Below are 23,051 nucleotides of genomic sequence, written 5' to 3'. Positions count from 1 at the left end.
ACCCCATGTCCGTATCCAAACCCGAAATTGTCATCACCTATTGCACGCAGTGCCAATGGCTGCTGCGCGCCGCCTGGCTGGCCCAGGAACTGCTGAGCACCTTCAGTGACGACCTGGCCCGGGTGGCCCTGGAACCGGCCACGGGCGGCAACTTTCGCATCACCTGCGATGGCGTGCAGATCTGGGAACGCAAGGCCGATGGCGGTTTCCCCGAGGCCAAGGTGCTCAAGCAGCGGGTCCGCGACCAGATCGATCCGCAGCGCGACCTGGGCCACAACGACCGCGCCTGACTCAGCCGCCGGAGGTGGCGGGTGCGGTGCGTGGTGCGCCGGCGGCCAGGCGGCTTGAAATCACGATGGCCAGAATGATCAGCACCCCGCCCATCAGCATGCGCAAGGTGGGCTGCTCGGCGAAGATCACCCAGGCCATGGCGATGCCGTAGACCGGCTCCATGGCAAACACCACGGCGGCGGTACGGGCCTTGATCACCGCCAGGCTGGCCACGAACAGGCTGTGTGCCACGCCGGTGCAGAACACCCCCAGCAGCCCCAGCCACAGCCAGTCCAGCGCGCTCACCGAAGGCAGCAGCGGGCCCGCCACCGGCAGCAGACACAGTGCCACCACGGCGTTCTGGCACAGCGCCGCCTGTACCGCCGGAATGTGCCGCGAGCCTGCACGGTTGAGCAGTGACAGCAGGGCGAACAGCAACCCGGAGAACAACGCCCACAGCAGCCCGCTGGTGGCCTGGCTGGCGAGGTCGAAATCGGGCGTCACCAACACCAGGCCGATGCTCACCAGCAGTACCAGCAAGGCTTCGTTGCGACGGATGCGCTCACGGAACAACAGCCCTTCCAGAATGACCGTGAACGCCGGGAAGCTGGCAAAGCCCAGGGTCGCGATGGCCACGCCGGCCACCTTGACCGCGACGAAAAAGCTGACCCAATGGCCGGCCAGCAACATCCCGGCCAATGTCAGCCCGCGCCAGTCCCGTGCCTTCAGGGGTTGCCAGTGTTGTCGGGCAACGCCGACGAAGATGGCCAGGGCCAGCACGGCGAAGGCCGCACGGCCGAACACGATGACCGACGGGCCGGCACTGGCCAGCTTGCCGAACACGCCGGTCAGGCCGAACAACAGCGCGCCTGCATGCAGGGCGCCCAGGGCGGTACGAGGGGTCATGGCGGGCGGTTGCCTTGGATCGGGAGCACAGGCCACGCAGTGTACATGCCCCGACGGCCTGTCACAGGACTGCCGCACAACGGTCATGGTCGATTCACTGCCCACAGGCAAGCTCGCACAAACTCTCCCGGAGCCTGCCCATGACCCATGCCGAGTTTGGCAAACCTTCGCGCAAGCAGCGCGTGCGCACGCTGTGGATCTCGGACGTGCACCTTGGCACCCGCGACTGCCAGGCCGAGCATCTGTCGCAGTTTCTCAAGGGCTACCAGGCCGATCGCATCTACCTGGTGGGCGACATCATCGACGGCTGGAAGCTGCGGGGTGGCATGTACTGGCCCCAGGCCCATACCAACGTGATCCGGCGCCTGCTGACCATGAGCAAGCGCGGCACCGAGGTGATCTATGTGACCGGCAACCACGACGAGTTCCTGCGTCGCTACTCCAAGCTGGTGCTGGGCAATATCCAACTGGTGGACCAGGCCGAGCACCTCACCGTCGACGGCAGGCGGCTACTGGTGATCCATGGCGACCAGTTCGACGTGATAACCCGTTATCACCGCTGGCTGGCCTTCCTGGGTGACTGGGCCTATGAACTGACCCTCACCCTCAACCGCTGGCTCAACCACTGGCGCGCGCGGTATGGCTATGGCTACTGGTCGCTGTCGGCCTACCTCAAGCACAAGGTCAAGACGGCGGTAAGCTTTATCAGCGACTTCGAGGAGGCGATTGCACGCGAATGCGTCAAGCGAGGGTTTCACGGGGTGGTGTGCGGGCACATCCACCACGCCGAAATCCGCAAGGTGGGGGAGGTGGACTACCTCAATTGCGGCGACTGGGTGGAGTCGTGCACTGCCTTGATCGAGCACTGGGACGGCACGATCGAGCTGTACCGCCTGGCCGACGCCCAGGCCTGGGAGGCCCTGCGCCAGGCCCGGGCGGTGGGTGAGCCCAGCCTCTAGGCCACGCGCAGGGGGCGGGCGATGGTCAGAACTGCACCTTGCCGCGCAGCATGTCGCGGTACAGGACAAAATCGCCCAGCAGGCTGTAGAAGGGGTAGGTGAAGGTGGCGGGGCGGTTCTTCTCGAAAAAGAAGTGGCCTGCCCAGGCAAAGCCGTAGCCGGCCACCGGGACCGCCAGCAGCAGCCAGCCGTTGGCACTGGCCAGGGCGTAGGCCAGCAGGGCGATCACCAGGCTGGTGCCGACGAAGTGCAGGCGGCGGCAGACAGGGTTGCTATGCTCACCCAGATAATACGGATAGAACTCGGCAAAGCTGTTGAAGCGTGGGGGGCTGTTCACTGCGTCGCTCCCGTATCGGTCGAAGGTGGCGAAACATGCACGGCGTGGAGCCTGAACCGAGTCTAGAATTGTGTCGCAGTATCAGTCAGTGACAATAAGCGCCACTTTAGTATCCTTTGCGTTCACCGCAGGAGCGGTCTTACCCAAAAGAAGCCAGCCATGAGCGAAAGAACCACGTCAGCAAGCTGGGCCTCGGGGATCGTCAAGGCACTTGAATTCGAAGGGCTCGATTGCCCTGCGCTGTTCAAGCAGCTCGGCCTGGACTTCGCCGCGCTGGACGACCCCGACGCACGTTTCACCCAGGACTCCATGACCCGCTTGTGGCAACTGGCCGAAGAGTTGTCGGGCAACCGTGCCATCGGCCTTAACATGGCGCGGGTGGTGCGCCCGGCATCGTTTCACGTGGTCGGCTATGCCTTGATGTCCAGCCGCACCCTGGCCGAGGGGTTCGAGCGCCTGGTGCGTTACCAGCGCATTATCGCGGAGAGTTCCGACCTGAGCTTTCGCCTGGGGCCGGAAGGCTACTCGCTGGTGCTGACCGTGCATGGCGATCACCTGCCGCCCACCCGGCACAGCGCCGAGGCCTCGCTGGCCTGCGCCCTGGCGCTGTGCTGCTGGTTGAGCGGGCGCACCATCCAGCTGCGCCGGGTGCTGGTACAAGGCCCGCAGCCTCAGGATATAGAACCCTACAAGCAGGCGTTTCGTGCGCCGCTGGTGTTTGGCGCGCCCCACGATGCGCTGGTGTTCGAGCGCGCCGACATGGAGGCGCCGTTGCCCACGGCCAACGAGGCCATGGCGATTTTGCACGACCGTTTTGCCGGCGAGTACCTGGCGCGTTTTTCCGAAAGCCGGGTGACCCACCGTGCACGTCAGGTGCTGTGCCGCATGCTGCCCCAGGGCGAACCCAAGCGCGAAATGGTCGCCCAGGCCCTGCACCTGTCGCAGCGCACGCTGCAGCGGCGCCTGCAGGAGGAGGGCACCAGCTTTCAGACCCTGCTCGACGATACCCGTCGCGAACTTGCCGAGCAGTACCTTGCGCAGCCGAACATGACATTGCTGGAGGCTGCCTACCTGCTGGGTTTTGCCGACCCGAGCAACTTCTTCCGGGCCTTCCGGCGCTGGTTCGACCTCACCCCCGGGGAATACCGCACCCGTATGGAGCTGGCGCGCAGTGCCGGCCCCGAGGCGTCGGCCCAGGGCGTCAGTGTCGCCAGAACGCCGGCATGCACAGAACCAGCACCGTAATGATTTCCAGGCGGCCCAGCAGCATGCCGCCGGCCAGGATCCACTTGGCGGCGTCGGGCAGGGTGGCGAAGTTGCCCGCCGGGCCGATGGTTTCGCCCAGGCCCGGGCCCACGCCGGATACGGTGCTGGCCGCGCCGGTCAGGGCAGTCATCCAGTCCACGCCCAGCAGCGAAAGCAGCAGCGCGATGATGCAGATGGTGATGGCGAAGAAGAACGAGAAGGTCAGGATCGATCGCACGATCTCTTCGTCGAGGCGGTGACCGTTGTATTTCTGCTTGATCACCGCGCGCGGGTGAATCAGCTGGTTGAGGCTGGCCTTGAGCAGGATGTAGGCCACCTGGAAGCGGAAGATCTTGATCCCGCCCGCGGTCGAGCCCGAACAGCCGCCGATGAAACCCAGGTAGAAGAACAGCATCAGCGAAAAGTTGCCCCACAGGCTGTAGTCGCCCAGGGCGAAGCCGGTGGTGGTGACCACCGAGGTCACGTTCAGCGCCACGTGGCGCAAGGCATCGAACCACGGCAGGCTGGTGGTGGCCCAGTACCAGGTACCCAGCACCACCCAGGTGGCCACCAGCAGGCCGAGCAGGCCCTGTACCTGCTGGTCCTTGATCAGTGCCTTGCGATTGCCACGCATCGTGGCCACGTAGAGGGTGAACGGCACACTGCCCAGGATCATCACCACCACCGCCACCCAGTGCACGGCCGGCTTGTCCCACTTGGCCAGCGACTGGTCGGAGGTGGAGAAACCGCCGGTGGAAATCGCCGACATGGCGTGGTTGATGGCATCGAACGGGCTCATGCCGGCCAGCCAGAACCCCAGCCCGCCGATGGTGGTGATGCCCACGTACACCGCCACGATCGACTTGGCGACCATGTGCGAGCGGGGCATGACCTTTTCGGAGCGGTCCGAGGACTCGGTCTGGAACAGGCGCATGCCGCCGATGCGCAGCAGCGGCAGGATCGCCACCGCCATGCCGATGAAGCCGATGCCGCCCAGCCAGTGCAGCAACGAGCGCCATATCAGGATGCCCGGCGACATGCTGTCCAGGCCACTGAGCACGGTGGCGCCGGTGGCGGTGATGCCCGACATGCTCTCGAAGAAGGCATCGGTGTAGCTGATGTGCTGGGTCAGCAGGAACGGCAGGGCGGCGAAGATGCACACCACCAGCCAGCTGCTCACGGTGAGCAGGTACATGTCGCGCGGGCGCAGGTGCACGTGCTCGGGGCGCCCGGGTATGACCAGGGCCAGGCCGGCAATGAAGGTGATCAGGCTGGCCCACAGAAACGACGGCAGGTCGCCGGTGCGCTCGTAGATGACCAGGGTGGCCATGGGCACGGTCATGCTGATCGCCAGGGTAATCAGGAAGATGCCGATAATGAAACCGATGATCCTTAAGGTCGGCAACGCCATGTGATCTGCTCTGGGTTGAAACGGAGGGGCGCCATTCTACCTATGGGCCTCTTTAAGTAAACGGTAGAATAGCCTCACATTTCTCGACAGGGGGTAGCCGATGGAGGCTCTCGACGCATTGCTCAACCGTGTTTCCGTTCCTCGCCTGGTAGAGCCGGCACCTGATGCTGCGCAGCGCGAGTTGCTGTTTCGGGCGGCCTCGCGTGCGCCGGACCATGGCCAATTGCGGCCCTGGCGGTTCCTGACCATCGAAGGCACGGCCCGCGAACAATTGGGGGCGCTGCTGGCCGAGGCGGTGCAGGCGCAGGGCGAAGCCACCGAGGCAGCGCTGGAAAAGGCCCATGCCATGCCGCTGCGGGCGCCGTTGCTGATTGTGGTGATCGCGAACGTGCAGGATCACTTCAAGGTTCCCAAGTCCGAGCAGCGGCTGGCGGCCGCGTGTGCGGCGCATGCCATTCTGCTGGCGGCATATGCCCAGGGGATCGGGGCGGTGTGGCGTACCGGCGAGCTGTCCTACAGCCCGCAGGTGGCCAAGGGCCTCGGGCTGTCGGATACCGAAGAGCTGATCGGCTTCCTGTATGTGGGCACGCCGCTTAACCCGCCGCGTACGGCGCCGGTGGTTTCTGTCGAGGCGTTTGTCAGCGCCTGGGAGCAGCCCCGCTAAGCTATACAGGCATCAGATGGCCCTTTCGCTGGCAAAGCCAGCTTCCACAGGTACGCAGCTGCCCTTGAGGACGGTGACATGCCTGTGGGGGCCGGCTTGCCAGCGAAGAAGCCACCACCCGTCTTTATTCAGGCGCTAGCCGGCCCCGCCACCGGCAACTCCAGCGTCGCCACGAACCCGCCCTGCGCATGGTTGCCCAGCACCAGGCTGCCACCATGACGTTCCGCCGCCTTGCGCGCGATCGCAAGGCCCAGGCCATGCCCGGCCGTGGTCTGCCCCGGGGCGCGGTAAAACGGCTCGCCCAACTGCGCCAGGTGCTCGTCGGCCACCCCCGGCCCGTGGTCGCGCACCGTCAGCACGATACGCTCGCCTTCACGCTGTGCACTCATCTCGATCGGTTGCCCCGGCGGATTGAAGCGCACGGCATTGCGCAGCAGGTTGTCCAGCGCACGTTCGATCAGTGTCGGCCAGCCCTGCAGGCTCAGCCCAGGCGTGTCGTGTAGCTGGATGTCCTGTTCCGGCGCTGCGAGCTGAGCATCCTTGCGCACGCTGGCCAGCAGCGCATTGAGGTCGACCGGTTCTGCGCTGGCGCTTTCGGCATCCACCCGCGCCAACACCAGGATTTCGCTGATCAACGCCTCGAGGCGGTCGCACTCGCGGGTCAGGCGCGGCCAGTAGGCCTGCTGCTGTGCAGGCTCTGCCCGCTCGGCCAGGGCCAGGGCGATCCGCAGGCGTGCCAGCGGTGAGCGCAGTTCATGGGACACGTCACGCAGCAGTTGGCGCTGGCTGGCAATCAGGCTCTGCAGGCGCGCGCCCATGCGGTTGAAGTCATTGGCCAGCACACCGAACTCGTCGCGCCGGTTGGCCAGGCGTGCCAGGCTGTTCTGCTGGTAGGTGGTCTGCCCCAGGTCATGTACCGCGCCACGCAGGCGACTGAGGGGGCGGGTGATCGACAGGGTTACCAGCAGGCTGAACAGGGTCAGTACCACCAGGGCAATGCCCAATGCACTCAGCGGCCACAGCAGGCTGTCGCGGTGCCAGGCGTCGAGTTCGGGGTGAGGGATGCGGTAGATCAGCAGGTAGGTGTCGCCCGTGCCAGGGCTGGTGTACTCCTCGGTGAGGCGTCGCCAGGGCAGCGGCTCGCCGTTGTGCCGGCGCGCCTCGAAGGCTGCTGCGCGGCGCGGGAACGTGCCTGGCACCACGGCCTCGCCGCTTTCGTTGAGCACCTGCACGTCGATGTTGTAGCGTCGCTTGCGCAGCTCCAGATAACGCTGCGCGGCCTCGGGCCCTTGCTGTTCGTAGCGCGCCGACCAGTTCATGGCCAGGGTATTGAGCCCCGGGTGGCGGCTGAGGATCCAGGCGTCCTGATTGAGCATGTGGCCGAGCAGGATCGACAGCCCGGCAACCAGGGTGATGGCCAGCCAGAAACTGGCCAGGATGCGCCAGAACAGTGAACGCAAGGGCATTACCTCAAACGAAAGAAGCCCGACCTGCGGGGGCAGGTCGGGCGGGGTGTGGACAGCTTACTGGGCCTTGCTGGCTTTTTCAGCTTTCCAGGCTTTGAACTCGGCCCACTCGGCCTTGCGCTCTGCCTGCTTCTTCTTCATTTCATCGAACTGCTTCTGCTGCTCTGGCTTGAGCATGCCGCGGATCTGGGTATCGACCTTGTCGTGGCTTGCCTTGAGTTCGTCCTTGAGTGCCTTCTGGTCGGCTGCCGGCAGCTTGGCCAGGTAGCGCTGGGTGATTTCGTGGCGGCTCTTCATCTGCTCGCCCATCAGTTGACGGATCTGCTGGCGCTGCTCGCGGGTCAGGTCCAGCTGGGCGAAAGGCGCTCCACCGCGTTGGTGCTCGGCGCCGTGACGGGGGCCGCCGTCGGGCATGGCCATGGCTACGGTTGGCAGGGCGGCAGCGAACATCAGGGCGATAAGGGTCTTGCGCATGGTGACTCTCCTTGTTGAGGCCGGTCGTTACCGGATGTGCCCAGTCTAGGGAGATCAAGGTCAGCGGCGGTCAGGCAAGGGTAAAGCTTGGGTAAAGACGGTGGGCGAGGGTGTTTACACGGTGGGGCGTTGGCGTGCGCCCCTTCGCCAGCAAGGCTGGCGCCTACAGGCTGTAGTAATAGCCGCGGCTGCGCAGGGCGACGATGCGCGGCCTGCCATCGGGATGCGGGCCGATCTTCTTGCGCAGGTTGCTGACGTGCATGTCCAGGCTACGGTCGTACAGGGTCAGCTTGCGGCCCAGGGCGAGCTGCGCCAGTTCCTGTTTGTCCAGCGGCTCACCCGGCTGGCCCAGCAGGGCTTCGAGAATGCGGCTTTCGGAAAGGGTCAGGGTCAGCTCGCGTTCGTCGATGTCGACCACGCCACGGGCGGGGCTGAAGCGCAGGTCGCCCACTTCCATCTGGGTGGGTGTGGCGGCCGGGTGGCTGCGGCGCAGCACGGCGCGCAGCCGCGCGGTGAGCTCGCGGGGGTCGCAGGGCTTGGCCAGGTAGTCGTCGGCGCCCAGTTCCAGGCCCAGGATACGGTCCAGCGGCTCGCCGCGAGCAGACAGCATCAGCACTGGCAGTTCGGCGTGGTCGCTGCGCAATTGCTTGAGCAGTTCCAGGCCGCTGCCGTCGGGCAGCATCACATCCAGCACCACCGCTGCCGGGGCGTGCTCGGCCAGGGCCTTGCGGGCGCTCTGGCCATCATGGCAGGCACGCACCTGAAAGCCTTCCTGGGTCAGCCAGCTGCTCAGCAGCTCGCACAGTTCCTGGTCATCATCAATCAGTAGCAGCTCGCTCATGTCTCACTCAATTCAACCATTGCCGGCGCCGTCTGTGGCTGCCACTGGCAAAGATACCGCAGAGCACGGCCAACAGGGCAACTCCGGCGCCAATCACGAACCATTGCTGCTGATCGGTGAGCAGCTTGGGCAGCGGGTTGGCCTGGTGTTGCTCGAGCTGCTGCTTCAGGCGTTGGTTCTCCTGGCGCAGGCGGGTCAGCTGGGCACTTTCGCGTTCGTTCTCGGCATTTTTCAGCTGCTGCTTGAGCGCTTCGTGCTGGCGCTCACTTTCCTTGAGACGTTGCTGCAGCTCGGAGATCTGGCTACCCGCACTCAACGACAAAGGGGTGCTGGCGGAGGCTTCGGCGGCCTTGGCGAGCGGGGTCAGCAGCAACAGGCACAGCAGCATGGACAACGGACCTTGACGCATCGGAACTCCTTGATTCCAATCGGGTGTTGCGTAGGTTGTCGGCAGGTGGACGAGAATGATGAACATTCGAGTGGATTTTAAGGCGTAGCACTACAGGCCCGCTGTAGTGGGCAAAGCCAGGAAGGGGGCAGCGAGTGTGTGCGAAGGTGCGCAGAAGGTAAGGCGAACCGGCGCGACGAAGGGCTCGTCGCGCCGATCAGGTTACGGCAGGACCTGCTTGAACGGCTTCACCAGCACTTCGGCATATACACCCGCCGCAATGTAAGGATCCGCATCTGCCCAGGCCTTGGCAGCCTCGAGCGACTCGAACTCGGCGACGATCAGGCTGCCACTGAACCCGGCCGCGCCAGGGTCGTTGCTGTCGATCGCCGGGTGCGGGCCGGCCAGTACGATGCGGCCTTCGGCCTTGAGCTGCTGCAGGCGCTCAAGGTGCGCCGGGCGTGCAGCCAGGCGGGCTTGCAGCGAATCGGCAACGTCTGTGGCGATGATGGCGTAGAGCATGTCAGTCCTCGGTCTTGGGGGTAGTAGGGTCGCTGTCGTGCAGGTGACGGGACAGGTAGACACCCTGGCCCACCAGGAACAGTACGGTCATGCCCAGGCTGCCGAATACCTTGAAGTCCACCCAGATGTCCTGGAAGGTGAAGGCAACGAACAGGTTGGCCGCGCCGCAGAACAGGAAGAACGCGATCCACGCCAGGTTCAGGCGCGTCCACACCGGCTCGGGCAAGGTCAGCGCATGGCCCATGATGCGCTTGATCAATACACGGTCACCAATGAAGTGACTGCCCGCAAAAGCGGTGGCGAACAGCCAGTTCACCGCCGGGGCCTTCCACTTGAGGAAGGTCTCGCTGTGGAAGGCCAGGGTCAGGCCGCCAAATACCAGGCATGCCACCAGGGTCAGCCACTGGCCCTTCTCCAGCTTGCGCTGGCGGATCAGCAATGCGCCATACACCACCAGCGAACTGATGATCAGCACCGCCGTGGCGCTGTAGATGCCGCCCAGCTCGAACGACTGGCCGGCAACGTCGACCGTGCGCGGGTCGAGCTTGTAGACGATGAAAAACAGGAACAACGGGATGAAATCGATGAATTGTTTCACAGTGGCAGCCAGAAGCAGGATGTGACGGCATAATAACAAACATCAATGAGAGCGTATGCGCCACCTATGAATGTTGATCTGCACTGCCACAGCACCGCTTCCGATGGCGCCCTGTCGCCCACGGCGCTGGTCGCTCGCGCCCACGAACACGGCGTGCGGATGCTTTCGCTGACCGACCACGACACCCTCGAAGGCCAGCTCGAAGCCCAGGCTGCCACCCAGGCGCTGGACATGCAGTGGGTCAGCGGGGTCGAGCTGTCCTGCACCTGGGGCGGGGCGACGATTCACATCCTGGGCTACAACTTCCCGCTCGATGCCGAACCGCTGCAGCGCGCCGTCGAGTCGCTGCACCGTGGACGCTGGCTGCGCTCCGAGGAAATCGACCGGCGGCTGGCGCTCAAGGGCATGCCCGGCGCGCTGGACGGCGCCCGTGCCATCCAGCAGGAGCTGGGCGACAGCGGCAATGCGCCGGCCCGTCCGCACTTTGCCGAGTACCTGGTGCGTGCCGGCCACGTCAAGGACCGCGGCGAAGCCTTTCGCAAGTGGCTGGGCGCCGGCAAGCTGGGGGATGTGAAGCTGCACTGGCCAAGCCTGGAAGACACCGTGCAGACCCTGCGCCAGTCCCACGCATGGGTCAGCCTTGCCCACCCGATGCACTACGAATTAACCCGCAGCAAGCGTCGACGCCTGATTGCCGACTATATTCAAGCAGGTGGCCAGGCGCTGGAAGTGGTGAACGGGATGATGCCCGCCGAACAGGTGGGCACGATGTCGATCCTGGCCCGTGAGTTCGGTCTGCTGGCCAGCGCCGGCAGCGATTTCCATGGCCCGGGCGCCTGGTCTGAGATCGGTGTCTACCGGCCGTTGCCGGAGGACCTGCCACCTCTGTGGCGTCGATTCAAACATGAGCAGCCCACTGCACCCGTCTGAACAGGTAGAAAACGTGAGTCAATTTTTCCAGATTCATGCGGAAAACCCGCAACCGCGCCTGATCAAGCAGGCCGTCGAGATCATCCGCAAGGGTGGGGTGGTGGTCTACCCTACCGATTCGTCCTACGCCATGGGTTGCCAGATAGGCGACAAGTCTGCTGTGGAGCGCGTGCGCCGCTTGCGCGGGCTGGACAAGAGCCACAACTTCACGCTGATCTGCTGCGACCTGTCGCAGATGGGCCTGTTCGCCAAGATCGACACCGCCACGTTCCGCCTGCTCAAGGCGCATGTGCCGGGGCCCTATACCTTCATCCTCAATGGCACCCGCGAAGTACCGCGCCTGCTGTTGCACGAGAAGCGCCGCACCATCGGCCTGCGCGTGCCGCAAAACCCCATTCTGCTGGCCTTGCTCGAAGAGCTGGGCGAGCCGTTGATGAGCGTCAGCCTGATCCTGCCAGGCGACGACGAACCCATGACCGACCCGTACGAGATCCGCCAGCGCCTGGAAAAACAGGTCGACCTGATCATCGACGGCGGTTACGGCGACCTCAAGGCCTCCACCATCATCGACCTGACCGGGGAGGAGGCGGTGCTGGTGCGTGAAGGCTGCGGCGACCCGGCGCCCTTCATGGCCGAAGCGTGAACCAGGTCGCTGCGGTCGAGCCGGCCCTGGACCCACAGGCCGGCGCCCAGCAGGAGCTGCCACTGGTGATGGTGTATGGCGAAGCCATGACCGAGATGCCGGTGGACCTGTACATCCCGCCCGATGCGCTGGAAGTGTTCCTCGAAGCCTTCGAGGGCCCGCTCGACCTGCTGCTGTACCTGATTCGCAAGCAGAACGTGGATATTCTCGACATCCCGGTGGCGAAGATCACGCGCCAGTACATGGGCTATGTCGAGCTGATGAAGACCGTACGCCTGGAACTGGCCGCCGAGTACCTGGTGATGGCCGCGATGCTGGCCGAGATCAAGTCGCGCATGCTGCTGCCGCGCTCTGCCGAAGTGGAGCAGGAAGAGGACGATCCGCGTGCCGAACTGATTCGCCGGCTGCAGGAGTACGAACGTTTCAAGGCCGCCGCCGAAGGCATCGACGGCCTGAGCCGGGTTGGCCGCGAGGTGATCGTACCGCGCTTGGAGGCACCCCAGGCCAAGGCGCGCAAGCTGTTGCCCGACGTTGCGCTGGAAGAGGTGCTGATGTCGATGGCCGAGGTGCTGCGCCGCGGCGACATGTTCGAGAGCCACCAGGTCAGCCGCGAGGCGCTGTCGACCCGCGAGCGCATGAGCGATGTGCTCGAGCGCCTCAAGGGCGGCGGCTTCGTGCCCTTCGTCGAGCTGTTCACGGCCGAGGAGGGCAAGCTGGGGGTGGTGGTGACCTTCATGGCCATCCTCGAACTGGTCAAGGAATCTCTCGTCGAACTGGTGCAGAATGAGCCCTTCGCTCCCATCCATGTCCGCGCCCGGGCCGAATAACCGTACACGAGCACCCCAATGAACCTGACCGACCCCCGTGACCTGGCGCCGCTGCTGGAAGCCTTCCTGCTCGCCTCTGGCAAGGCGCAATCGCTGGAGCGCCTGTACGAGCTGTTCGAAGAGGCCGAGCGCCCTGAGCCCGGCGTGTTCAAGAAGGCCCTCGAGGTGCTGCGCAAGTCCTGTGCCGGGCGCGCGTTCGAGCTCAAGGAGGTGGCCTCGGGCTACCGCCTGCAGATCCGCGAGGACTACGCGCCCTGGGTCGGGCGGCTGTGGGAAGAACGGCCGCAGCGCTATTCGCGTGCGTTGCTCGAAACCATTGCGCTGATCGCCTATCGCCAGCCGATTACCCGTGGCGAGATCGAGGATGTGCGGGGCGTGGCGGTGAACACCAATATCATCAAGACCCTGCTCGAGCGCGAGTGGGTGCGCATCGTGGGCTACCGCGAAGTGCCCGGTAAACCGGCGATGTTCGCCACCACCAAGGCCTTTCTCGATCACTTCAACCTGAAGAACCTCGACGAGCTGCCCTCGCTGGCCGAGTTGCGCGAGATGGAACCCGAGCCATTGCTGGAAGTGGATGATGCACCGGTGCCGGCCCACCTGCAGGCCCTGGCCGACGAGAGCGCCGAGCCCGAAGCCCCGGTCGAGGAAACCAGCTTTCACAGCCTGTTGCTGGAGCTGGACTCGATGGAGCAGGGGCTCAAGACCGACTTTGACGACCTGCTCGAGCAAGCCGATGAACCCGATGAGGGCCAGGCAGCGCCCGGTTCGCCGCAGGGCTGAGCGGCCTTCGAGCGGAAAACAGCGTCCTGGGGCGCAATATCGGCTAGTCTGTGGTGCGTTTGTCGTCGGTTCGGCGTATGATTCGCGACCTTTTTTGGCGCTTGTTTGGCCAATTCAATGATTTTCAGCAGCACTACACCGGGAGGTGCCCAGATGAGTGAACAGGATCTGCACGATAGCCCGCCGCGTCCAGCCGGCGAAAAACTGCAAAAGGTACTCGCGCGCATCGGCGTGGGTTCGCGCCGCGACGTCGAGGCCTGGATCAGCCAGGGTCGCATCAAGGTCAATGGCGTGGACGCCACCCTTGGCCAGCGCGTCGACATGCACGACGCGATTTCGGTCGACGGCCGCCTGATCAAGCGTGAAGAAGCCGCCGAGACCGTGCGCCGCGTCATCATGTACAACAAGCCCGACGGCGAGATCTGCACCCGTGACGACCCGGAAGGTCGCCCGACCGTGTTCGATCGCCTGCCGCGCCCGAAAGAGGGCCGCTGGATCAACGTCGGTCGCCTGGACATCAACACCACCGGCCTGCTGATGTTCACCACCGATGGTGAGCTGGCCAACCGCCTGATGCACCCGTCGTCCGAAATGGACCGTGAATACGCAGTGCGTGTACGCGGCGAAGTGGACGAAGACATGATCGCGCGCCTGAAGGCGGGCGTGGTGCTCGAAGACGGTCCGGCGCGTTTCACCGACATCCAGGAAGCCCCGGGCGGTGAAGGTTTCAACCACTGGTACCACTGCGTGGTGATGGAAGGCCGCAACCGTGAGGTGCGTCGCCTGTGGGAGTCCCAGGGCCTGGTGGTCAGCCGCCTGAAGCGTGTGCGCTTTGGCCCGGTGTTCCTCAACAGCGACCTGCCGATGGGCCGCTGGCGCGAAATGAGCCAGGGCGAAGTGGACATCCTGGCTGCCGAAGTGGGGCTCAAGCCGGTGGCGATGCCAGCGATGAAGGCCAAGGTCAAGGACAAGCTCGAGCGCATGCAGCGCAAGTCGTCCAAGCCGGTGGGCCGTGGCGAGCGCGTGCGCACCCTGCGCCCGGCCAAGGAAGGTGGCGCGACCACCGAGCGCGCAGCGCGCCAGCCGCGTGACGACTCGCCACGCAAGGGCCGCAGCACCGTGGCCGAGCGTCCGAGCGACATGAACAAGCGCAAGCCGGCCGGCTCCGCACCCAAGCGGCCGGGCAGCAGCCGTGGCAAGCCGCCGCGGGCTGAGTAAGCGCTCACACAAGCCAACCTTCGGGTTGGCTTTTTTGTGCCTGTGGTGTTTTCACGTGCCCTTCGCCGGCAAGGCCGGCTCCTACAGGCATTGCACTCGCAGTGTAGGAGTCGGCGTTGCCGGCGGAGGGCCGGCGCAGACACTCCAAGGCAACCAGTGGAAACTTTTTGAACCACGTCGTAAATAATTCGTTACGACTTGTGGCGTACTGATTGGGCAAGCCAGCCCATCCTTCAGGCTGTAAACAAACCTTGCCGAAAACGTCGGCGACCCTCACCTTCCGTCCACGTCAACCTCTTGCCCAACCCCCGCAACCACGGTGTGATAGCCGCCATTGCCAAGTGCAAAAGCCCCGCCGCAGAGCTGGGCAAGCCATAACAAGAAATGGAGGCGCCATGCACGCCGTACACTCCCCCAGGCTTCAGAACCCCCGCCGGACCGCTGCGTCTTGTCATCCGACAGTCACGCAACGTGTTGACCCCTGCGCCAAAGCAAGGGTATACAATGCGCCGCGTTTTAACTGTGACCCAACTGCGTACCGCGCAACCTTGCTGACTCCGGGCTGATTCGCCTTGGGCTGCCGCCCGTACCGAAGGCTCTGGTCCAAGACTCCTCAAGGTATACCACCTTGTTAATTCCGCTGCGCCACGAGCGCGGTGGGTCCGATTCCGTCACAGATAAAAACAAACAGGTGACTCCGTTCATGAGTGGACAAAACTCGCATTCAGGTGAGCTCAAGCGTGGCCTGAAAAACCGCCACATCCAGCTGATCGCCCTCGGTGGCGCTATCGGCACCGGCCTGTTCCTGGGGTCGGCCGGGGTGATGCAATCGGCCGGCCCGTCGATGATCCTGGGCTATGCGATCTGCGGCTTCATTGCCTTCCTGATCATGCGCCAGCTGGGCGAGATGATCGTCGAAGAGCCGGTGGCCGGCTCCTTCGCCCACTTCGCCCACAAGTACTGGGGCGGTTTCGCCGGCTTCCTGTCGGGCTGGAACTGCTGGGTGCTGTACATCCTGGTGGGGATGTCGGAGCTGACCGCGGTCGGCAAGTATGTCCACTACTGGTGGCCGGAGATCCCCACCTGGGCCTCGGCAGCCGCATTCTTCATCCTCATCAACGCGATCAACCTGGCCAACGTGAAGGTGTTCGGCGAGGCGGAGTTCTGGTTCGCGATCATCAAGGTGCTGGCCATCGTCGGCATGATCGGCCTGGGCAGCTACCTGCTGGTCAGTGGCAGCGGCGGCCCTGAAGCCTCGGTCACCAACCTGTGGGCCCACGGCGGTTTCTTCCCGCACGGCGTCGGCGGCCTGGTGATGGCCATGGCGATCATCATGTTCTCCTTCGGCGGCCTGGAAATGCTCGGGTTCACCGCAGCCGAGGCCGACAAGCCGAAGACCGTGATCCCCAAGGCGATCAACCAGGTCATCTACCGCATCCTGATCTTCTACATCGGTGCCCTGGTGGTACTGCTGTCGCTGACCCCGTGGGACAGCCTGGTCAGCAGCCTGACCAGCTCGGGCGATGCCTACAGCGCCAGCCCGTTCGTGCAGGTGTTCTCGCTGCTGGGCAGCAACACCGCAGCGCATATCCTCAACTTCGTGGTGCTGACCGCGGCGCTGTCGGTGTACAACAGCGGTACCTACTGCAACGCGCGCATGCTCTACGGCATGGCCGAGCAGGGTGATGCGCCGGCCAGCCTGGCCAAGATCGACAAGCGTGGCGTGCCGGTACGCTCGATTCTGGCGTCGGCAGCCGTTACCGTGGTGGCGGTGCTGCTCAACTACCTGATGCCGCACAGCGCCCTGGAGCTGCTGATGTCGCTGGTGGTGGCGACCCTGGTGATCAACTGGGCGATGATCAGCTACTCGCACCTCAAGTTCCGCCAGCACATGGACCGTACCGGTCAGAAGTCGCTGTTCCGCGCGCTGATCTACCCCTACGGCAACTACCTCTGCCTGGCGTTCGTGGTGTTCATCCTGGGCATCATGCTGCTGATGCCGGGCATCCGTGTATCGGTGTACGCGATTCCGGTATGGCTGGTGGTGATGTGGGGCTTCTACTGGCTCAAGAGCAAGCGCAGCGCCAACGGCGCCCCTGCAGTGCCGAGCGCCGCCCTCAAGTAAGCGCAGGATGCTGCAATGAAAGCCCGGCCTTGTGCCGGGCTTTTTGGTTTTGTGCACCAGGGCGGGTATCCTGAAGGCCAATTCGCGCAAAGCCAGGCCCATGCTGATCATTTCCAACGCCGTGCACATTCCCGATGACGAGATCGAATTGAACGCCATTCGCGCCCAGGGCGCCGGTGGGCAGAACGTCAACAAGGTCTCCAGCGCCGTGCACCTGCGCTTTGACATCAATGCCTCGTCACTGCCGCCGTTTCACAAGGAGCGGTTGCTGGGCCTGCGTGACAGCCGGATCACCAGCGACGGGGTGATCGTGCTCAAGGCCCAGCAATACCGTACCCAGGAGCAGAACCGGGCCGACGCCCTGGAGCGCTTGCGCGAACTGATTCTGGCGGCGGTGAAGGTCGAGAAGGCGCGGCGGCCTACGCGCCCGACCCTGGGCTCCAAGACCCGTCGCCTGGAGTCAAAGAGCAAGCGCGGGGCGATCAAGGCCGGGCGCGGCAAGATCGACTACTGAAGCGTGTGGCGTACCGGGTTCAGTCGTGCCTGGCGGTACAGGTAAAGGCTGAGCAGCAGGCCGCACAAGGCGGCGATTGCCGCAAACAGAAAGATCGAGGCAAAGCCGAAACCTGCCGCCACGGCCCCCGCCAGTGGTCCAGTGATACCCAGCGACAGGTCAATGAACAGTGAGTAGGCCCCCACCGCGGCACCGCGGTTGGCCGCCGGCACCAGATTGACCGCCTCTACCCCCAGCGCCGGGAATACCAGCGAAAAGCCGAAGCCGCTCAGTGCCGCACCGGCCAGTGCCAGTTCGGCGCTGGGGGCCAGCCACAGCAGCAACAGGCCGATCGTCTCCACGCTCAGGCAGGCAATGGCGACACGGTAGCCGCCCAGACGGTTGATCAGGTTGCCGAACAGCAGGCGTGCGCTGATGAAGCTGGCGCCGAACAGGCTCAGGCACAAGGCTGCGTTGTGCCAGGACTGGCTGGCGTAGTACAGGGTAATGAAGGTGGCGATGGTGCCAAAGCCGATCGAGCCCAGCGCCAGCCCCGAGCCATGCCCGAAAACCCGCCCCAGCACATGCAGAAACGGCATGCGCACGCCACTGACGATCGGCGCCGCCTGCTTGGGCCAGGCCAGCGCCAGGCCTGCCGCGCACAGCAGCAGGATGCTCACGCCCATGCTCCACAGCCCCAGCTGCTGTACCAGCACCACCCCCAGCGGTGCGCCGATGGCCAGCGCGCCGTAGCTGGCGATGCCGTTCCAGGAGATCACCTTGGCGGTGTGCTGCGCGCCCACCCGCCCGATGCCCCAGCCGATGGCGCCCGAACCCACCAGGCTTTCGGCGCTGCCCAGCACCAGGCGCCCCACCAGCAGGCTGGTCAGGCTCATCCAGGGCGTGGCCTGCAGCCAGGCGGCCAGCAACATGAACACGCCGCTCAGGCCGCAGCCGGCCAGGCCGTACATCACCGCACGCTTGCAGCCCTGATTGTCGATGAGGCGGCTGGCATAGGGGCGGCTGAGCAGGGTGGCGAGGTATTGCACGCTGATCACCAGGCCGGCGACCACGGCGCCGAACCCCAGGGTGTCGTGCACGAAGCCGGGCAGCACGGCCAGGGGAATGCCGATGTTGAGGTAGCCGATGAAGGTGAACAGCACGATGGAGACGACTTGCAGGGTGACCGCCAGGGGGCGCGGTGTGACAGGCATGGAAGGTCCGGGAGGTGACGGGCTGGAGTGCCTATCATAGACCTGTGGAACGCGGGGAGGGTTCTTGGCGGTGTGAAAACCCGTTGCCGGGGTCGTCCCCTGTCGTAGTGGTTTTCACACGCCGGGTAGTGCGCGGTTTATTCCTGTTCGGCGCTCGGGGTTTCGTCGCCATCGGAATCTGCCACGTGGGCAGGTTCGGCGCTGAGAGGAGCAGCAGGCTGCTCGGCTTGGTTCAGGCTTGGGAAGGGAAGATTCGGGATTTCATGCATCTCGTCGTTCCTCGCAAGTTTATAAGGTGGAAAGGCTGCGCAAGGCGCGCTTGGCTTCGATAAAGCCTGGGCAGGATACAGGAGTCTGGATGACAGTATGAATTTTCCTGCTGATTGGTGGCCTTCAGCGGCTTCGCCGGCACGGCCAGCGCCTACACGGATCGACGTCGTCCCTGTAGGAGCCGGCCTTGCCGACGAAGGCTTCAGCGACAGACGTCCGCGATGGCCGCCGCCAGCACCTGCAGCCTGGCCGCATCCGCCCCGGCGATGTTCGCCCGCCCGGTACCGACCATGTACACACTGTGCTTCTCGCGCAGTTGCGTCACTTGCTGCGGTGAGAGGCCGGTGTAGGAGAACATTCCGCGTTGCGCGGCGATATGCGCGAACCGCTCGCTCAGCCCATGGGGCTGCAGCGCCTCGACCAGGCCGACCCGCAGCATGGCGATGCGCTGGCGCATGGCGTCGACTTCGTCGGCCCACAGGCGCTTGAGCGCCGGATCGCCAAGAATCGTCGCCACCACCGCCGCGCCATGGTCTGGCGGCGTCGACCACAGGTTGCGTGCAATCGATGCCAGCTGACTGCGCACATCCTGCAGCTTTTCGGCGCTGTCGGCGCATACCAGCAGCGCACCGGTGCGCTCGCGGTACAGGCCGAAGTTCTTCGAGCACGAACTGGTCACCAGCAGCTCCGGCAGGGCCTGGGCAAACAGCCTCACGGCCCAGGCATCCTGCTCCAGCCCGTCACCGAAGCCCTGGTAGGCGAAGTCGATCAGCGGCAGCAGTTCGCGGCGCTTGACCACTTCCAGCACCGCCTGCCAGTCCTGCTTCGACAGGTCGAAGCCGGTGGGGTTGTGGCAGCAGGCGTGCAGCAGCACCACGTCGCCCGTGGGCACCGATTCCAGTGCCGCGAGCATGCCGGTCACGTTCAGGCGGTTGTCTGCGCCCACATAGGGGTAGTGGCTGACCTTCAGGCCGGCACTGGCGAACAGCGTTTCGTGGATCGGCCAGGTCGGGTCGCTCAGCCAGATGCCACGCCCTGGCAGGCACTGGCGGATGAACTCCGCCGCCAGTCGCAGTGCGCCGGTGCCGCCCGGGGTTTGCGTGGCGCCTGCGCGCCGGGCTGCGAGCAGTGGCGCGTCGTCACCGAGTACCAGTTGCGCGATCAGTTGTCCGAAGGCTGCATCCCCGTGACCGCCTACGTAGCTTTTGCTGGTCTGGGCGTCGAGCAGGCGCTGTTCGGCCAGCTTGACCGCCCTGGGCACCGGGGTAAGGCCCTGGGCGTCCTTGAACACGCCAACCCCCAGGTCGAACCTGTCGGGGTTGGTGTCCCTGGCGTACGCCTCCATCAGCCCCAGAATCGGGTCGCCTGGCACGCGCGCGATGGCGCCGAAGTGCATTACTTGCGACCTTCTGCGGTGCTGGCGACCTCATCGGTGCGCGCGGCCATGATGAAGTCGTTGCGGTGCAGGCCCTTGATCGAGTGGCTCCACCAGGTCACGGTGACCTTGCCCCACTCGGTCAGCAGGCCAGGGTGATGGCCTTCGGCTTCGGAGATTTCGCCCACTGCGTTGGTGAACGCCAGGGCATGTTTGAAATTCTTGAACAGGAACACTTTTTCCAGCTGCATGATGCCGTCGCGCACTTCGATGTTCCAATCCGGGATCTGCTTGATCAGTACCGGCAGTTCTTCGTCGCTGACCTGTGGGGCGTCGGCACGGCAGGCTTCGCAATGGGCTTGGTTCAAGGCGTTCATAGGTGATTCTTCCGCAAGTGGTTGTTATAGGTGTACAGGGTGGCTCAAGCGGCCACCTTGGGGGGGAATTTGGGGGCGTGCAGGCCCAGCTGCATGGCGCGTTGAACCATGCCCATGATGTCTTCGTGGGCCAGGTCGAACAAGCGCTTGAGCTGCGGCAGGGCGAAGTACACCGGCTGCAGGATATCGATGCGATACGGCGTGCGCATGGCCTCGAGCGGATCGAAGGCCTGGTGTTCCGGTTCGTCGGACAGGCTGTAGACGGTTTCCTTGGGCGAGGAGAGGATGCCGCCGCCGTAGATCCTGCGGCCCTGCGGGGTGTCCACCAGACCGAACTCGATGGTCATCCAGTACAGGCGGGCCAGGTAGACGCGCTGTTCCTTGGTCGCGGCCAGGCCGAGTTTGCCGTAGGTGTGGGTGAATTCGGCAAACCAGGGGTTGGTCAGCAGCGGGCAGTGGCCGAAGATCTCGTGAAAGATGTCGGGCTCTTGCAGATAGTCGAGTTCTTCTTCGGTGCGAATGAAGGTGGCCACCGGAAAGCGCTTGCTGGCCAGCAGTTCGAAGAAGGTCTGGAAGGGGATCAGGGCCGGCACGCGGGCAACTTGCCAGCCGGTGGTGGCGCCCAGTACCTGGTTGATCTCGCTCAGTTGCGGAATGCGGTCATGAGGCAGGTTCAGTTGTTCGATGCCGTCCAGGTACTCCTGGCACGCGCGCCCCTCGATCACCTTCAGCTGGCGGGTGATCAGGGTATTCCACACCGCATGTTCCTGCGGCGGGTAATCGATAAAACCCTGCGCATCGGGCTCGCGGGCCACGTAGTGCGTCTGTTTCATGCTGCTCTCCTGATGAGGGCCTTTATTGTTATAGGGTGGCTTTCGCCATGCCCTAGGAATACCCCCTCACCCTGGTGTTTGCATCCCGTTGCCTCGTGCCCGGCGGGCGGTTCAACCGTATTTTTGTAACGCAGATTTTACGGTGGTGCCGAAGTGCCGAGAAAACGCAGGTGCTGGTAGCTGTGAATTCGCCTTTTTGTAACGTATTCTTTACGAGAATTCATGCCGTTGTGCAGATAGTTGGCCTCGTCTTCTTGTTTGTAGGACCTTTCATGCGTATCAAAGTGCACTGCCAGAACCGCATCGGTATCTTGCGCGACATGCTCAACCTGCTGGTCGAGTACGGGATCAACGTGGCCCGCGGCGAGGTGGGGGGCGAGCATGGCAATGCCATCTACCTGCACTGCCCGAACCTGATCAACCTGCAGTTCCAGGCGCTGCGCCCCAAGTTCGAAGCCATTACCGGTGTGTTCGGGGTCAAGCGCGTGGGCCTGATGCCCAGCGAGCGCCGGCACATGGAGCTCAATGCCTTGCTGGGTGCGCTGGATTTTCCGGTGCTGTCGATCGACATGGGGGGCTCGATCGTCGCGGCCAACCGTTCGGCGGCGCAGTTGCTCGGGGTACGGGTGGACGAAGTGCCGGGCATTGCATTGTCGCGGTATGCCGAGGATTTCGACCTGCCTGAGTTGGTGCGGGCCAACAAGTCACGCATCAACGGCTTGCGGGTGAAGATCAAAGGCGATGTGTTCCTGGCCGATATCGCACCGCTGCAGTCCGAGCACGATGACAGCGAGGCGCTGGCAGGGGCCGTGCTGACCCTGCACCGGGCTGACCGCATCGGCGAACGCATCTACAACGTGCGCAAGCAGGAGCTGCGTGGGTTTGACAGCATTTTCCAGAGCTCCAGGGTGATGGCGGCGGTGGTGCGCGAGGCACGTCGCATGGCGCCGCTGGATGCGCCACTGCTGATCGAGGGCGAGACCGGTACCGGCAAGGAGCTGCTGGCCCGCGCCTGCCACCTGGCCAGTCCGCGTGGGCAGGCGCCGCTGATGGCGCTCAACTGTGCCGGGCTGCCCGAGTCGATGGCCGAGACCGAGCTGTTCGGCTACGGGCCGGGGGCGTTCGAAGGCGCCCGCGCCGAGGGCAAGCTTGGCCTGCTGGAACTGACCGCGGGCGGCACGCTGTTTCTCGACGGCGTGGGTGAGATGAGCCCGCGCCTGCAGGTGAAGCTGTTGCGCTTTCTGCAGGACGGTTGCTTTCGCCGGGTGGGCAGTGACGAGGAGGTGTACCTGGATGTGCGGGTGATCTGCGCGACCCAGGTGGACTTGTCGGAGTTGTGCGCCCGCGGCGAGTTTCGCCAGGACCTGTATCACCGCCTCAACGTGCTGTCGCTGCACATTCCACCGCTGCGCGAATGCCTGGACGGCCTGGCGCCGCTGGTGGAGCATTTTCTCGACCAGGCCAGCCGCCAGATCGGCTGCCCGTTGCCGAGCCTGGCACCGGCGGCGATGGAGCGCCTGAGCCAATACCATTGGCCGGGCAACGTGCGGCAACTGGAGAACGTACTGTTCCAGGCGGTTTCATTGTGCGACGGCGGGGTGGTCAAGGCCGAGCATATTCGCCTGCCCGATTATGGCGCGCGCCAACCTTTGGGCGAGTTTTCCCTGGAAGGTGACTTGTCGCAAATAGTCGGTCGTTTCGAAAAAGCCGTACTTGAAAGTTTGCAGGGTGAATTCCCCAGTAGCAGAGCACTGGGTAAACGCCTGGGCGTTTCGCATACCACCATTGCCAACAAGTTGCGTGATTACGCAATCGGCAAAGTTGTGGAGTGACTTGAAAGGCGGGGAAGTTACTGTTTGCAGCGAGGGTGCGCCTCGTCGAC

The 23,051-nt window shown here is 64.4% G+C and carries 26 protein-coding genes; 12 read left to right on the top strand and 14 right to left on the bottom strand.

Features of this window, described 5'->3' with window-relative positions; all coding sequences use genetic code 11:
• Positions 1-5 precede the first annotated feature (5 nt).
• Positions 6-290, top strand: a complete 285-nt coding sequence (locus V9K84_RS14485; RefSeq protein ID WP_054916592.1) for a SelT/SelW/SelH family protein — start codon at positions 6-8, stop codon at positions 288-290.
• Between the two features lies 1 nt (position 291).
• On the opposite strand, the gene V9K84_RS14480 is transcribed toward V9K84_RS14485, so the two are convergent.
• On the bottom strand, positions 292-1,176 hold the full coding sequence (locus tag V9K84_RS14480; RefSeq protein WP_088514516.1) for a DMT family transporter: 885 nt from the start codon (positions 1,174-1,176) through the stop codon (positions 292-294).
• Between the two features lie 140 nt (positions 1,177-1,316).
• On the opposite strand from V9K84_RS14480, the gene V9K84_RS14475 reads away from it, so the two are divergent.
• Entirely contained in the window at positions 1,317-2,135 is an 819-nt protein-coding gene (locus V9K84_RS14475) for a UDP-2,3-diacylglucosamine diphosphatase (protein WP_088514517.1), read from the top strand.
• 25 nt (positions 2,136-2,160) lie between these two features.
• Here the strand turns inward: V9K84_RS14475 and V9K84_RS14470 are convergent, their stop codons facing one another.
• Positions 2,161-2,472 carry a DUF962 domain-containing protein gene (locus V9K84_RS14470; RefSeq protein ID WP_043864120.1) on the bottom strand — a complete coding sequence of 104 codons (312 nt, stop codon included), beginning with the start codon at positions 2,470-2,472 and terminating at the stop codon, positions 2,161-2,163.
• A gap of 159 nt (positions 2,473-2,631) precedes the next feature.
• Between V9K84_RS14470 and V9K84_RS14465 the strand changes: the two genes are divergently transcribed.
• Positions 2,632-3,717 (top strand): AraC family transcriptional regulator, encoded by a 1,086-nt coding sequence (locus V9K84_RS14465; protein ID WP_088514518.1) that lies wholly within the window; start codon positions 2,632-2,634, stop codon positions 3,715-3,717.
• On the opposite strand, the gene V9K84_RS14460 is transcribed toward V9K84_RS14465, so the two are convergent.
• Positions 3,674-5,128, bottom strand: a complete 1,455-nt coding sequence (locus V9K84_RS14460; protein ID WP_088514519.1) for a TrkH family potassium uptake protein — start codon at positions 5,126-5,128, stop codon at positions 3,674-3,676. The two genes, V9K84_RS14465 and V9K84_RS14460, sit on opposite strands and share 44 nt — an antisense overlap.
• 100 nt (positions 5,129-5,228) lie before the next feature.
• Between V9K84_RS14460 and V9K84_RS14455 the strand changes: the two genes are divergently transcribed.
• Entirely contained in the window at positions 5,229-5,792 is a 564-nt protein-coding gene (locus V9K84_RS14455) for a nitroreductase family protein (RefSeq protein ID WP_088514520.1), read from the top strand.
• Between the two features lie 128 nt (positions 5,793-5,920).
• On the opposite strand, the gene V9K84_RS14450 is transcribed toward V9K84_RS14455, so the two are convergent.
• The 6 genes from V9K84_RS14450 to V9K84_RS14425 form a co-directional block, all read right to left on the bottom strand.
• Positions 5,921-7,258 carry a HAMP domain-containing sensor histidine kinase gene (locus V9K84_RS14450; protein ID WP_088514521.1) on the bottom strand — a complete coding sequence of 446 codons (1,338 nt, stop codon included), beginning with the start codon at positions 7,256-7,258 and terminating at the stop codon, positions 5,921-5,923.
• Between the two features lie 57 nt (positions 7,259-7,315).
• A complete protein-coding gene (locus V9K84_RS14445) occupies positions 7,316-7,732 on the bottom strand; it encodes a Spy/CpxP family protein refolding chaperone (protein ID WP_043864115.1) in 417 nt (138 codons plus the stop codon).
• Positions 7,733-7,895: 163 nt separating this feature from the next.
• On the bottom strand, positions 7,896-8,573 hold the full coding sequence (locus V9K84_RS14440) for a response regulator transcription factor (RefSeq protein ID WP_043864114.1): 678 nt from the start codon (positions 8,571-8,573) through the stop codon (positions 7,896-7,898).
• Between the two features lie 7 nt (positions 8,574-8,580).
• The gene (locus V9K84_RS14435) at positions 8,581-8,982 is read right to left on the bottom strand and encodes a translation initiation factor 2 (RefSeq protein WP_043864113.1); all 402 of its coding nucleotides are present in this window, start codon (positions 8,980-8,982) and stop codon (positions 8,581-8,583) included.
• Between the two features lie 201 nt (positions 8,983-9,183).
• Positions 9,184-9,483, bottom strand: a complete 300-nt coding sequence (locus tag V9K84_RS14430) for a YciI family protein (RefSeq protein WP_088514522.1) — start codon at positions 9,481-9,483, stop codon at positions 9,184-9,186.
• A 1-nt stretch (position 9,484) separates the two neighbouring features.
• A complete protein-coding gene (locus tag V9K84_RS14425; RefSeq protein WP_043864111.1) occupies positions 9,485-10,081 on the bottom strand; it encodes a septation protein A in 597 nt (198 codons plus the stop codon).
• A 66-nt stretch (positions 10,082-10,147) separates the two neighbouring features.
• Between V9K84_RS14425 and V9K84_RS14420 the strand changes: the two genes are divergently transcribed.
• The 7 genes from V9K84_RS14420 to arfB all read left to right on the top strand — a co-directional run bounded on the left by V9K84_RS14420 (position 10,148) and on the right by arfB (position 17,121).
• Positions 10,148-11,011: a PHP domain-containing protein gene (locus V9K84_RS14420; RefSeq protein ID WP_043864110.1), complete on the top strand. Its 864-nt coding sequence runs from the start codon at positions 10,148-10,150 to the stop codon at positions 11,009-11,011.
• Between the two features lie 13 nt (positions 11,012-11,024).
• Positions 11,025-11,654: an L-threonylcarbamoyladenylate synthase gene (locus tag V9K84_RS14415; RefSeq protein ID WP_043864297.1), complete on the top strand. Its 630-nt coding sequence runs from the start codon at positions 11,025-11,027 to the stop codon at positions 11,652-11,654.
• A 128-nt stretch (positions 11,655-11,782) separates the two neighbouring features.
• A complete protein-coding gene (locus V9K84_RS14410) occupies positions 11,783-12,481 on the top strand; it encodes a ScpA family protein (RefSeq protein WP_168186833.1) in 699 nt (232 codons plus the stop codon).
• An 18-nt stretch (positions 12,482-12,499) separates the two neighbouring features.
• The gene (gene scpB / locus V9K84_RS14405) at positions 12,500-13,264 is read left to right on the top strand and encodes an SMC-Scp complex subunit ScpB (RefSeq protein ID WP_043864108.1); all 765 of its coding nucleotides are present in this window, start codon (positions 12,500-12,502) and stop codon (positions 13,262-13,264) included.
• 153 nt (positions 13,265-13,417) lie between these two features.
• Complete coding sequence (rluB, locus tag V9K84_RS14400; protein WP_054916588.1) at positions 13,418-14,482, top strand: 23S rRNA pseudouridine(2605) synthase RluB; 1,065 nt, start codon at positions 13,418-13,420, stop codon at positions 14,480-14,482.
• 703 nt (positions 14,483-15,185) lie between these two features.
• Positions 15,186-16,607, top strand: a complete 1,422-nt coding sequence (locus V9K84_RS14395) for an amino acid permease (protein WP_043864106.1) — start codon at positions 15,186-15,188, stop codon at positions 16,605-16,607.
• Positions 16,608-16,707: 100 nt separating this feature from the next.
• Complete coding sequence (gene arfB / locus V9K84_RS14390; RefSeq protein WP_043864296.1) at positions 16,708-17,121, top strand: alternative ribosome rescue aminoacyl-tRNA hydrolase ArfB; 414 nt, start codon at positions 16,708-16,710, stop codon at positions 17,119-17,121.
• Here arfB and V9K84_RS14385 read toward each other — a convergent pair.
• From V9K84_RS14385 to phhA, 5 genes are all read right to left on the bottom strand, one after another.
• A complete protein-coding gene (locus tag V9K84_RS14385; protein WP_058540765.1) occupies positions 17,115-18,314 on the bottom strand; it encodes an MFS transporter in 1,200 nt (399 codons plus the stop codon). The two genes, arfB and V9K84_RS14385, sit on opposite strands and share 7 nt — an antisense overlap.
• A 137-nt stretch (positions 18,315-18,451) precedes the next feature.
• On the bottom strand, positions 18,452-18,583 hold the full coding sequence (locus V9K84_RS14380; protein WP_255002693.1) for a hypothetical protein: 132 nt from the start codon (positions 18,581-18,583) through the stop codon (positions 18,452-18,454).
• A 203-nt stretch (positions 18,584-18,786) separates the two neighbouring features.
• A complete protein-coding gene (locus tag V9K84_RS14375) occupies positions 18,787-19,980 on the bottom strand; it encodes an amino acid aminotransferase (protein WP_088514524.1) in 1,194 nt (397 codons plus the stop codon).
• A complete protein-coding gene (locus V9K84_RS14370; protein WP_036994257.1) occupies positions 19,980-20,336 on the bottom strand; it encodes a 4a-hydroxytetrahydrobiopterin dehydratase in 357 nt (118 codons plus the stop codon). Before V9K84_RS14370 ends, V9K84_RS14375 begins: the two co-directional genes overlap by 1 nt.
• A 44-nt stretch (positions 20,337-20,380) precedes the next feature.
• The gene (gene phhA, locus V9K84_RS14365; protein WP_043860279.1) at positions 20,381-21,169 is read right to left on the bottom strand and encodes a phenylalanine 4-monooxygenase; all 789 of its coding nucleotides are present in this window, start codon (positions 21,167-21,169) and stop codon (positions 20,381-20,383) included.
• Positions 21,170-21,441: 272 nt separating this feature from the next.
• Here phhA and V9K84_RS14360 point away from each other — a divergent pair, with 272 nt between their 5' ends.
• A complete protein-coding gene (locus V9K84_RS14360; RefSeq protein ID WP_043860280.1) occupies positions 21,442-23,001 on the top strand; it encodes a sigma-54-dependent phenylalanine hydroxylase transcriptional regulator PhhR in 1,560 nt (519 codons plus the stop codon).
• Positions 23,002-23,051: the final 50 nt, after the last annotated feature.

It is taken from the genome of Pseudomonas sp. AE27 (assembly GCF_037113495.1).
GTDB classification, from domain to species: Bacteria; Pseudomonadota; Gammaproteobacteria; order Pseudomonadales; family Pseudomonadaceae; genus Aquipseudomonas; species Aquipseudomonas palmensis.
Note: the sequence above shows the minus strand (reverse complement) of the source record. Positions and strands in the feature narration are given on the sequence as shown.

Excerpts from the sequence above, each read along its gene's own strand:
- V9K84_RS14485 (WP_054916592.1), top strand. The coding sequence starts at position 6 with ATGTCCGTATCCAAACCCGAAATTGTCATCACCTATTGCACGCAGTGC.
- V9K84_RS14480 (WP_088514516.1), bottom strand. The coding sequence starts at position 1,176 with ATGACCCCTCGTACCGCCCTGGGCGCCCTGCATGCAGGCGCGCTGTTG.
- V9K84_RS14475 (WP_088514517.1), top strand. The coding sequence starts at position 1,317 with ATGACCCATGCCGAGTTTGGCAAACCTTCGCGCAAGCAGCGCGTGCGC.
- V9K84_RS14465 (WP_088514518.1), top strand. The coding sequence starts at position 2,632 with ATGAGCGAAAGAACCACGTCAGCAAGCTGGGCCTCGGGGATCGTCAAG.
- V9K84_RS14460 (WP_088514519.1), bottom strand. The coding sequence starts at position 5,128 with ATGGCGTTGCCGACCTTAAGGATCATCGGTTTCATTATCGGCATCTTC.
- V9K84_RS14455 (WP_088514520.1), top strand. The coding sequence starts at position 5,229 with ATGGAGGCTCTCGACGCATTGCTCAACCGTGTTTCCGTTCCTCGCCTG.
- V9K84_RS14450 (WP_088514521.1), bottom strand. The coding sequence starts at position 7,258 with ATGCCCTTGCGTTCACTGTTCTGGCGCATCCTGGCCAGTTTCTGGCTG.
- V9K84_RS14445 (WP_043864115.1), bottom strand. The coding sequence starts at position 7,732 with ATGCGCAAGACCCTTATCGCCCTGATGTTCGCTGCCGCCCTGCCAACC.
- V9K84_RS14440 (WP_043864114.1), bottom strand. The coding sequence starts at position 8,573 with ATGAGCGAGCTGCTACTGATTGATGATGACCAGGAACTGTGCGAGCTG.
- V9K84_RS14435 (WP_043864113.1), bottom strand. The coding sequence starts at position 8,982 with ATGCGTCAAGGTCCGTTGTCCATGCTGCTGTGCCTGTTGCTGCTGACC.
- V9K84_RS14430 (WP_088514522.1), bottom strand. The coding sequence starts at position 9,483 with ATGCTCTACGCCATCATCGCCACAGACGTTGCCGATTCGCTGCAAGCC.
- V9K84_RS14420 (WP_043864110.1), top strand. The coding sequence starts at position 10,148 with ATGAATGTTGATCTGCACTGCCACAGCACCGCTTCCGATGGCGCCCTG.
- scpB (WP_043864108.1), top strand. The coding sequence starts at position 12,500 with ATGAACCTGACCGACCCCCGTGACCTGGCGCCGCTGCTGGAAGCCTTC.
- rluB (WP_054916588.1), top strand. The coding sequence starts at position 13,418 with ATGAGTGAACAGGATCTGCACGATAGCCCGCCGCGTCCAGCCGGCGAA.
- V9K84_RS14395 (WP_043864106.1), top strand. The coding sequence starts at position 15,186 with ATGAGTGGACAAAACTCGCATTCAGGTGAGCTCAAGCGTGGCCTGAAA.
- arfB (WP_043864296.1), top strand. The coding sequence starts at position 16,708 with ATGCTGATCATTTCCAACGCCGTGCACATTCCCGATGACGAGATCGAA.
- V9K84_RS14385 (WP_058540765.1), bottom strand. The coding sequence starts at position 18,314 with ATGCCTGTCACACCGCGCCCCCTGGCGGTCACCCTGCAAGTCGTCTCC.
- V9K84_RS14380 (WP_255002693.1), bottom strand. The coding sequence starts at position 18,583 with ATGCATGAAATCCCGAATCTTCCCTTCCCAAGCCTGAACCAAGCCGAG.
- V9K84_RS14375 (WP_088514524.1), bottom strand. The coding sequence starts at position 19,980 with ATGCACTTCGGCGCCATCGCGCGCGTGCCAGGCGACCCGATTCTGGGG.
- V9K84_RS14370 (WP_036994257.1), bottom strand. The coding sequence starts at position 20,336 with ATGAACGCCTTGAACCAAGCCCATTGCGAAGCCTGCCGTGCCGACGCC.
- phhA (WP_043860279.1), bottom strand. The coding sequence starts at position 21,169 with ATGAAACAGACGCACTACGTGGCCCGCGAGCCCGATGCGCAGGGTTTT.
- V9K84_RS14360 (WP_043860280.1), top strand. The coding sequence starts at position 21,442 with ATGCGTATCAAAGTGCACTGCCAGAACCGCATCGGTATCTTGCGCGAC.